General features: G+C 72.1%; 9 protein-coding genes. 7 read left to right on the forward strand and 2 right to left on the reverse strand.

The annotated features are described in order from the left end of the window. The first annotated feature begins 28 nt into the window (after window positions 1-28). From VKG64_15455 to VKG64_15470, 4 genes are all read left to right on the forward strand, one after another. Window positions 29-1666, forward strand: a complete 1638-nt coding sequence (locus VKG64_15455; protein HKB26431.1) for an efflux RND transporter periplasmic adaptor subunit — start codon at window positions 29-31, stop codon at window positions 1664-1666. Between the two features lie 2 nt (window positions 1667-1668). Further along, a complete protein-coding gene (locus tag VKG64_15460; protein ID HKB26432.1) occupies window positions 1669-2415 on the forward strand; it encodes an ABC transporter ATP-binding protein in 747 nt (248 codons plus the stop codon). Further along, complete coding sequence (locus VKG64_15465; protein ID HKB26433.1) at window positions 2412-3644, forward strand: ABC transporter permease; 1233 nt, start codon at window positions 2412-2414, stop codon at window positions 3642-3644. Before VKG64_15460 ends, VKG64_15465 begins: the two co-directional genes overlap by 4 nt. Before the next feature lie 206 nt (window positions 3645-3850). After that, a complete protein-coding gene (locus VKG64_15470) occupies window positions 3851-4267 on the forward strand; it encodes a hypothetical protein (GenBank protein ID HKB26434.1) in 417 nt (138 codons plus the stop codon). On the opposite strand, the gene VKG64_15475 is transcribed toward VKG64_15470, so the two are convergent. After that, the gene (locus VKG64_15475) at window positions 4239-4694 is read right to left on the reverse strand and encodes a DUF4149 domain-containing protein (GenBank protein ID HKB26435.1); all 456 of its coding nucleotides are present in this window, start codon (window positions 4692-4694) and stop codon (window positions 4239-4241) included. The two genes, VKG64_15470 and VKG64_15475, sit on opposite strands and share 29 nt — an antisense overlap. A gap of 106 nt (window positions 4695-4800) precedes the next feature. Here VKG64_15475 and VKG64_15480 point away from each other — a divergent pair, with 106 nt between their 5' ends. The 3 genes from VKG64_15480 to VKG64_15490 are packed head-to-tail and all read left to right on the forward strand — an operon-like array spanning window position 4801 to window position 7209. Next, complete coding sequence (locus tag VKG64_15480; protein HKB26436.1) at window positions 4801-5538, forward strand: tetratricopeptide repeat protein; 738 nt, start codon at window positions 4801-4803, stop codon at window positions 5536-5538. Window positions 5539-5552: 14 nt separating this feature from the next. After that, complete coding sequence (gene nth, locus VKG64_15485) at window positions 5553-6182, forward strand: endonuclease III (GenBank protein HKB26437.1); 630 nt, start codon at window positions 5553-5555, stop codon at window positions 6180-6182. Window positions 6183-6240: 58 nt separating this feature from the next. Then, window positions 6241-7209 (forward strand): ferritin-like domain-containing protein, encoded by a 969-nt coding sequence (locus VKG64_15490; protein HKB26438.1) that lies wholly within the window; start codon window positions 6241-6243, stop codon window positions 7207-7209. Here the strand turns inward: VKG64_15490 and VKG64_15495 are convergent. Then, a partial coding sequence (locus tag VKG64_15495) for a CDP-paratose 2-epimerase (protein HKB26439.1) occupies window positions 7193-7396 on the reverse strand: 204 nt, incomplete at its 5' end. The genes VKG64_15490 and VKG64_15495 overlap by 17 nt on opposite strands.

Raw genomic sequence — 7396 nt, forward strand, 5'->3', positions numbered from 1 at the left:
CCGGGCGCCCGCCCCGACGTCTAAGTAGATGATGCGACGCATTGTCTCGGTGGCCCTCGTGGCGGCGGTGGTGGGCGGGGGGGTCTGGGCTTACCTCTACACCCAGAGCATCGGCAACGCGCCGAAGTACCGGCTCGCCAAGGTCGAGCGCGGCGCCCTGACCGCGGCCGTCTCGGCCACGGGCAACCTGAACGCCGTCATCACGGTCCAGGTCGGCAGCCAGGTCTCGGGTCAGATCAAGGAGCTCCTCGCCGACTTCAACTCGGTCGTCAAGAAGGGCCAGGTCGTGGCGCGGATCGACCCCGACATCTTCCTGGCGAAGGTCAACCAGGCGAAGGCCGACCTCGACTCCGCCAAGGCCACGGTGATGAACCAGCAGGCCCAGGTCGAGCGCTCGCGCGCCGACGTCGAGAACGCGCGGGCGGCCTACGCCGAGGCCAAGGCGCAGACGGCGAAGGCCCTGGTCGCCGTCGGCGACACCAAGCGCGACCTCGAGCGGAAGACCGAGCTCTTCACGCGCCAGCTCATCGCCAAGAGCGACCTCGACTCCTCCCAGGCCGCGCACGACTCCGCCGTGGCCCAGCTCGATTCGGCGAAGGCGCACGAGCAGGCGCTCGCCTCCGGCATCCAGTCCGCGATCGCCCAGCTCCGCGTCACGGAGGCCATGCTCGCGTCGGCGCGAGCCCAGGTGGAGCAGAAGGAGGCGGCCCTCAAGCAGGCCCAGCTCGATCTCGACCACGCCACGATCTACGCGCCCGTGGACGGCGTCGTGGTCTCCCGCCAGGTGGACGTCGGCCAGACCGTCGCGGCGAGCCTCCAGGCGCCGATCCTGTTCACGATCGCCCAGGACCTCACGAAGATGCAGGTCGAGACGAGCGTGGACGAGGCGGACATCGGCCGCATCCGGGCGGACGACCGCGCGACGTTCTCGGTGGACGCGTTCCCAGGCGAGACGTTCGTCGGCACCGTCACGCAGATCCGGAAGGCCCCGCAGATCATCCAGAACGTCGTCACCTACACCGTGATCGTCGCGGTCGACAATCCCGCGGGCCGGCTCCTGCCCGGCATGACCGCGAACGTGAAGCTCGTGACGGCGCAGAAGCCGAGCGCCCTGAAGGTGCCGAACGCCGCCCTTCGCTTCCGGCCGGCCGGCACCGACGCGGTCGTCGGGGCGCCCCCGGGAGGCGGGGGGTCGGCGGGCGGCGCGCCGCCGTCGCTGGAGCAGATCCGCGAGCGTCTCGTGAAAGCGCTGAACCTCACGGAAGATCAGCAGCGGAAGCTCGACCCGATCCTCAGCGACGGCCGCCAGCAGCTCGCAGCGCTCCAGGGCCTGCCCGAGCCGGACCGCCGCGCGAAGGCCCAGAAGATCCGCGAGGCGTCGCGCGTGCGCATCCGCGAGATCCTCACCGACGAGCAGAAACATCGCTACGACGAGATGGCGGGGGCGCCGGGCGGCGAGGGCGGCCGCGCCGGCCTCACCGGGCGCGTCTGGGTCCTCGGCCCCGACGGCAAGCCGACCGCGGTCGGCCTGACGCTCGGCCTCAGCGACGGCGCCGCGACCGAAGTCCTGCGCGGCGAGCTCCGGGAGGGCCAGGAGGTGATCGTCGGCCTCGCGGGCGGCCCCGGCCGCACCCCGCAGCAGAGCGGGCCGCGCCTCAGGCTCTGACCGTGGCGGCGCCGATCATCACCACCGAGGGCCTGAGCAAGGACTACCACCTCGGCCCGCACACGGTCCACGCACTCCGCGGCGTCTCGGTCACGATCGAGCGCGGCGAGTTCGTCGCGGTCATGGGTCCCTCGGGCTCCGGCAAGTCCACCTTCATGAACCTCCTCGGCTGCCTCGACACGTCGACCGCGGGCCGCTACGTGCTCGACGGCGAGGACGTCGCGGGCCTCTCGGCCGACACGCTCGCCCGGATCCGCAACGCCAAGATCGGCTTCGTGTTCCAGATGTTCAACCTGCTGCCGCGGACGAGCGCGCTCGAGAACGTCGAGCTTCCGCTGCTCTACGCCGGCCTGCCGGCGCGCGAGCGGCGCGCGCGGGCACGGGCCCGCCTCGAGGCCGTGGGCCTCGGCGAGCGCGAGGGCCACCACCCGAGCCAGCTCTCCGGCGGCCAGCAGCAGCGCGTCGCGATCGCGCGCGCCCTCGTCAACGACCCGGCGATGATCCTCGCCGACGAGCCCACGGGCAACCTCGACACGCGCACGAGCGTCGAGGTGCTGGCGCTCATGCAGAGGCTCAACCGCGAGGGGCTCACGATCGTGCTCGTCACCCACGAGCCCGACATCGCCACGTACGCGAGCCGTCACCTCGTCTTCCGCGACGGACGGCTCCGGAGCGACGAGCGCCTGACGGCGCCCGTCGACGCCGCGGCCGCCCTCGCCAGCCTGCCGCCCGACGAGGAGGCGGCGTGAGCGTCTGGCAGAGCGTCCGCATCGCGGGCCGCGCGCTCCGGGTCAACAAGCTCCGGAGCGCCCTCACGATGCTCGGCATCATCATCGGCGTCAGCGCCGTGATCGCGATGGTCGGCGTGGGCGCGGGCGCCCAGGCGCGCGTCGCCGAGCAGATCCAGAGCCTCGGGTCGAACCTCATCATCGTCCTCTCGGGCAGCACAACCTCGAGCGGCGTCAGGCTCGGAACCGGCAGCCAGCTCACGATCACCGAGGACGACGCCATCGCGATCGCGCGCGAGGTCCCGGCCGTGCAGGTCGCCGCGCCGTCCGTCCGCGGCGGCGCTCAGGTCGTCTTCGGCAACCTCAACTGGTCCACGGCGATCCAGGGCGTGACACCCGACTACTTCGAGGCCCGCGAGTGGCCGATCATCGACGGGCGCCCGATCCTCCCGGAGGACCTGGAGGGTGCCACCAAGGTCGCCCTCCTCGGTCAGACGACGGCGCTCAACCTCTTCGGGGAGTCCGAGCCGCTCGGCCAGATCATCCGGATCAAGAAGGTGCCGTTCACGGTGATCGGCCTGCTCGCGCGCAAGGGCCAGAACTCGTGGGGCCAGGACCAGGACGACATCATCCTGATCCCGCTCTCGACGGCGAAGAAGAAGGTCCTCGGCGCGAGCCAGGCCAACCCGCGCTCCGTCGGCGCGATCTCCATCAAGATCCGCCCGGGCGAGGACATGGCGGAGGCGGAGGAGCAGATCCGCGCGCTGCTGCGCCAGCGCCACCGCCTCCAAGCCTTCCAGGACGACGACTTCTGGCTCCGGAACCTGTCCGAGATCCTCCAGACCCAGGAGGAGTCCTCGCGCGTGATGACCTATCTGCTCGGCGCCATCGCCTCGGTCTCGCTGCTCGTCGGCGGGATCGGGATCATGAACATCATGCTCGTGTCGGTCACCGAGCGGACGCGCGAGATCGGCCTGCGCATGGCGGTCGGCGCGCGCCGGCGCCACATCCTGCTCCAGTTCCTGATCGAGGCGGTGACGCTCTCGCTGATCGGCGGGACCGTCGGGATCGCGCTCGGCGTCAGCGGCTCGGAGTTGATCAGCTACTTCGCCGAGTGGCGGACGCTCGTCGCGCCCGAGGCGATCGTGCTCGCCTTCGGCTTCGCCGCCAGCATCGGCATCTTCTTCGGCTTCTACCCCGCCCGCAAGGCCTCGCGCCTGGATCCGATCGAAGCTCTCCGCTACGAGTAGCCGCGCCGGCCCGGGGGCCACGAAGCCCTCCTCGACCACGCTAGCACTCGATACGTGAGACGGCTCCCGTTGGTCTACGGCGAGAGAACGCGCAGAAGATACGGGTCTCGGAGAGCTTGCCGACTCCCCGGACGTCACCGCTACTCTGTTATGGTTTAGCCTCGATGGGGCGACCGTCGAGACGCCCGAAGAAGTGCACGGCGGCGGTGCGACGCTCGCGCGCCGGCCGGCCCAATCCAACGCCCGCGGAGCGGCATCTCCTCGCGCTCGCCCGGGAGATCGCGCGGCTGCCCCTCGTCGCGGCCGTCGAGAGGCTCGCGTCGGCCTGGGCGCCGACCTCCTCCCTGCCCGGCGTGGTCGCGGCGGCGTGGGTGCGAAGCCGCGGCGACAAGACCGCGGCGCTCGCGCTCGCCTACGCCCGCGAGCAGGTGCGCCTCTCGCTCCAGGAGATCCTCGAGGCGGCGCCGCCGGCCACGCGCGGACCGCGGGCCGCCGGGCCCGAGACCCTCGCGTGGGTCCTGCTCGCGGGGTGCGAGGCGCTGGCCCACGAGCCTCCGTCGGCGGTCGCCGAACGCGTGAGCGCGCTGCTCGAGCTCAGTGGCCACGACGCTTCGACGGGCTGAGCGCCTCCAGCACGAGGAGCAGGGCGCCGGCGACCATCGTCGCGCCGTTCAGCTGCACCGCGGCGCGGTGGGCCCGCGCGAACCCGCCGTCGTCGCGGGCCCGGCGCGCCGCCTCGGCGCCCGGCAGCACGACCGTGGATGCCCACACGAGGAGCCCGAGCATGACGCCGCAGAGCGCGGCGCTCGCGAGCGGCCGGAGGCGCCCGTCCCTGCCCGACACGACCTGGATGACGGCGGCCGCCAGCGCGACGGCGCAGAGGGCCTCACCCCACGCGTAATACCGCGGCAGGACGGCGGCCACCGCCTGGCCCGCGACGGCGCGGTCCAGCGTGCGGAAGACGAGCGGTGCCACGGCGAAGGAGAAGAACGCCATGATGCCGAGCCAGCCCGCGACCGCGACGACCGTGAGGGCGCGGAGGACCCTCATCGCCCGCCCCGGAGGACGCCGTGGAGGGTCACGGGCTCACGATCGGCGAAGCTCCCTCGCGTGTCAAGATTTGACGCCCCCGCGGCGCGGCGGTAGAGTCGCCGCGATGCGCGCCCGCCTCACCGCCGCCCTCCTGCTCGTGCTCGTCGCGCCCGCCGTCGCGCGCGCGGAGACGCCGGTCGAGCAGGCGCGCGCGCTCGTCGCGCGCTACCACGAGGACCGCGCGGGGCTGGACCGCGCGCGCGATCTCCTCGAGGACGCGCTCCGGCGCGACAGCCAGGTCGAGACGATGACCATGCTCTCCTACGTCTGGTTCCTCTACGGCGACGTCCGCGCGACCACCTCCGAGGACAAGCTCGCCGCGTACGAGCGCGGCCGCGAGCTCGGCAAGCGCGCGATCGAACTCGCGCCGAAGAGCCACGACGCGCACCTCTGGTACGCGATCAACACGGGGCGCTGGGGCCAGGCGAAGGGCATCCTGCGCTCGCTCTTCCTCCTGCCGACCGTGCGCGAGGAGATCGATATCCTCTTCCAGCTGAACCCGCGCTCGGTGCGCGCCCACTCGCTCGCCGGCAACGTCATGCTCGAGGTGCCGGGGCTCGTCGGCGGCGACAAGGAGAAGGCCGAGGAGCACTTCAAGCAGGGCCTCGCGATCGACCCGAAGTTCACCGTGCTGCGCGTGGACCTCGCCCGCGTCTACATCGCGACCGGGCGCTACCCGGAGGCGCGGCGCGAGCTCCAGCGGGTCATCGACGAGCGCGAGCCCACGATCGTCGCCGACTGGACCGTGAAGGACCTGCCACGCGCAAGACAGCTGCTCGAGTCCGTCAAAGACAAGAAGTAGCGATCGGCGCGGTCATCCGGCGGCTCCGGCGGACGGCGCCGGGCTGGAACCCGACGGCGCTCGCCGTCATCGCCGACCGCGACCGCGACCCGTTCCGCGTGCTGATCGCCTGCATCCTCTCGCTCCGGACGCAGGACACGACGACCGGGCCCGCCGCCGAGCGCCTCTTCGCCGTCGCCGACCGGCCGGAGACGATGCTCGCGCTGACGCCCGGGCGGATCGAGCGGCTGATCTTCCCCGTCGGCTTCTACCGGACGAAGGCGCGCGTGATCCTCGGGATCTGCCGCGACCTCCTCGGCCGCTTCGGCGGCCGCGTGCCGGACGAGATCGACGACCTCCTGACGCTGAAGGGCGTCGGCCGGAAGACGGCGAACCTCGTCGTGACCATGGCCTACGGCAAGCCCGGCATCTGCGTGGACACCCACGTCCACCGGATCTCGAACCGGCTCGGCTACGTCAGGACCAAGACACCGGAGGAGACCGAGATGGCGCTCCGGGCGAAGCTCCCGAGGCGCCACTGGATCGGCTACAACGACCTGCTCGTGTCCTTCGGCCAGAACGTCTGCGCGCCGATCTCGCCCCGCTGCTCCGTGTGTCCCGTCGGCGCCCTCTGCCGGCGCGTCGGTGTCACGACGTCGCGCTGACGGCCGCCCGCGCTTGACCCCGCCGACGGCGGGTGGTAGACGTGGTCCCGAGACGCCCATGGAGCCGCGCGCGATCCCCTCCTCGTTCGACACCGTCTTCGCGTACGACTATGCCGTCGCGGAGGCGGACATGCGGCGGCTCTACGAGAACGCCAAGCGTGACCAGTGGAACGCCTCGCGCGACATCCCCTGGGACACCCCCGAGACCTCCGACGGCCGCGTCATCGCCGACGAGCTGATCGACGCGTACGGGAGCCCGCTCTGGGCGCGGCTCGGGGAGAAGGAGCGCGTCGAGCTGAACCGCCGCGTCGCCGCCTGGCGGCTGTCGGTGCTCATGCACGGCGAGCAGGGCGCGCTGCTGGCCTGCAGCCAGCTCGTCGACATCGTCACGGGCGCGGACCAGAAATTCTTCCAGGCCACCCAGGTCATGGACGAGGCCCGCCACAACGAGGTCCTCGACCGCTACCTCCGGGAGCGGCTCGACGATCGCCGGTACCCGATCCCGGCCAACGCGCGTGACGTCTTCGACTCGATCCTCGGAGAGACCCGCTGGTACGTGAAGACGATCGGGCTCCAGCTCGTCGCGGAGACCTTCGCCGTCGCCCTCTTCAAGATGATGGCCGAGAGCGCGCGCGACCCCGTCCTCGGCGTGATCTGCCGGCGCATCCTCCTCGACGAGTCCCGCCACATGGGCTTCGGCATGCTCGCCCTGCCCGCGGTCGTGGACGGGGCGTCGCCCGCGGAGCGGCGCGAGCTCGAGGACTACACGTGCTTCGCCCTGGAGAAGACGCTGACCGGCTTCTTCCCGCGCGAGGCGTACGAGGACGCCGGCCTCGACGCGGCCGAGATCGACGAGGTCGAGCGCTGGCGCCGGACCAGCGCGGCGCGGAACGACTACGCGCCGTTCCGGAAGCACTTCAAACGCGACCTGCACCAGTCCATGGTCCAGAACCTCGCGCGCCTCGGGCTCCTCACCGAGCGCGTGCGGCCGCGCCTGCTGAAGCTCGGAATCACCCCGCCGGCCTGACCGGCGCGATCAGCTCGCCCACGCGCCGGTCGCGATACGCCCACGCCGCCCGGATCTGGCGGCCCACGACGAGCGCGTGGGCGGCGCGGCCGAGCGGTCCGAGGGGGAGCCGGTACGTCACGCGGTCCTCCACCCACGTCCCCCCGTTCTCCTCGAGGAAGCGGTGGCGGTGCTCCCAGCGCGCGTA

The organism is Candidatus Methylomirabilota bacterium, assembly GCA_035260325.1.
Lineage (GTDB): Bacteria > Methylomirabilota > Methylomirabilia > Rokubacteriales > CSP1-6 > AR19.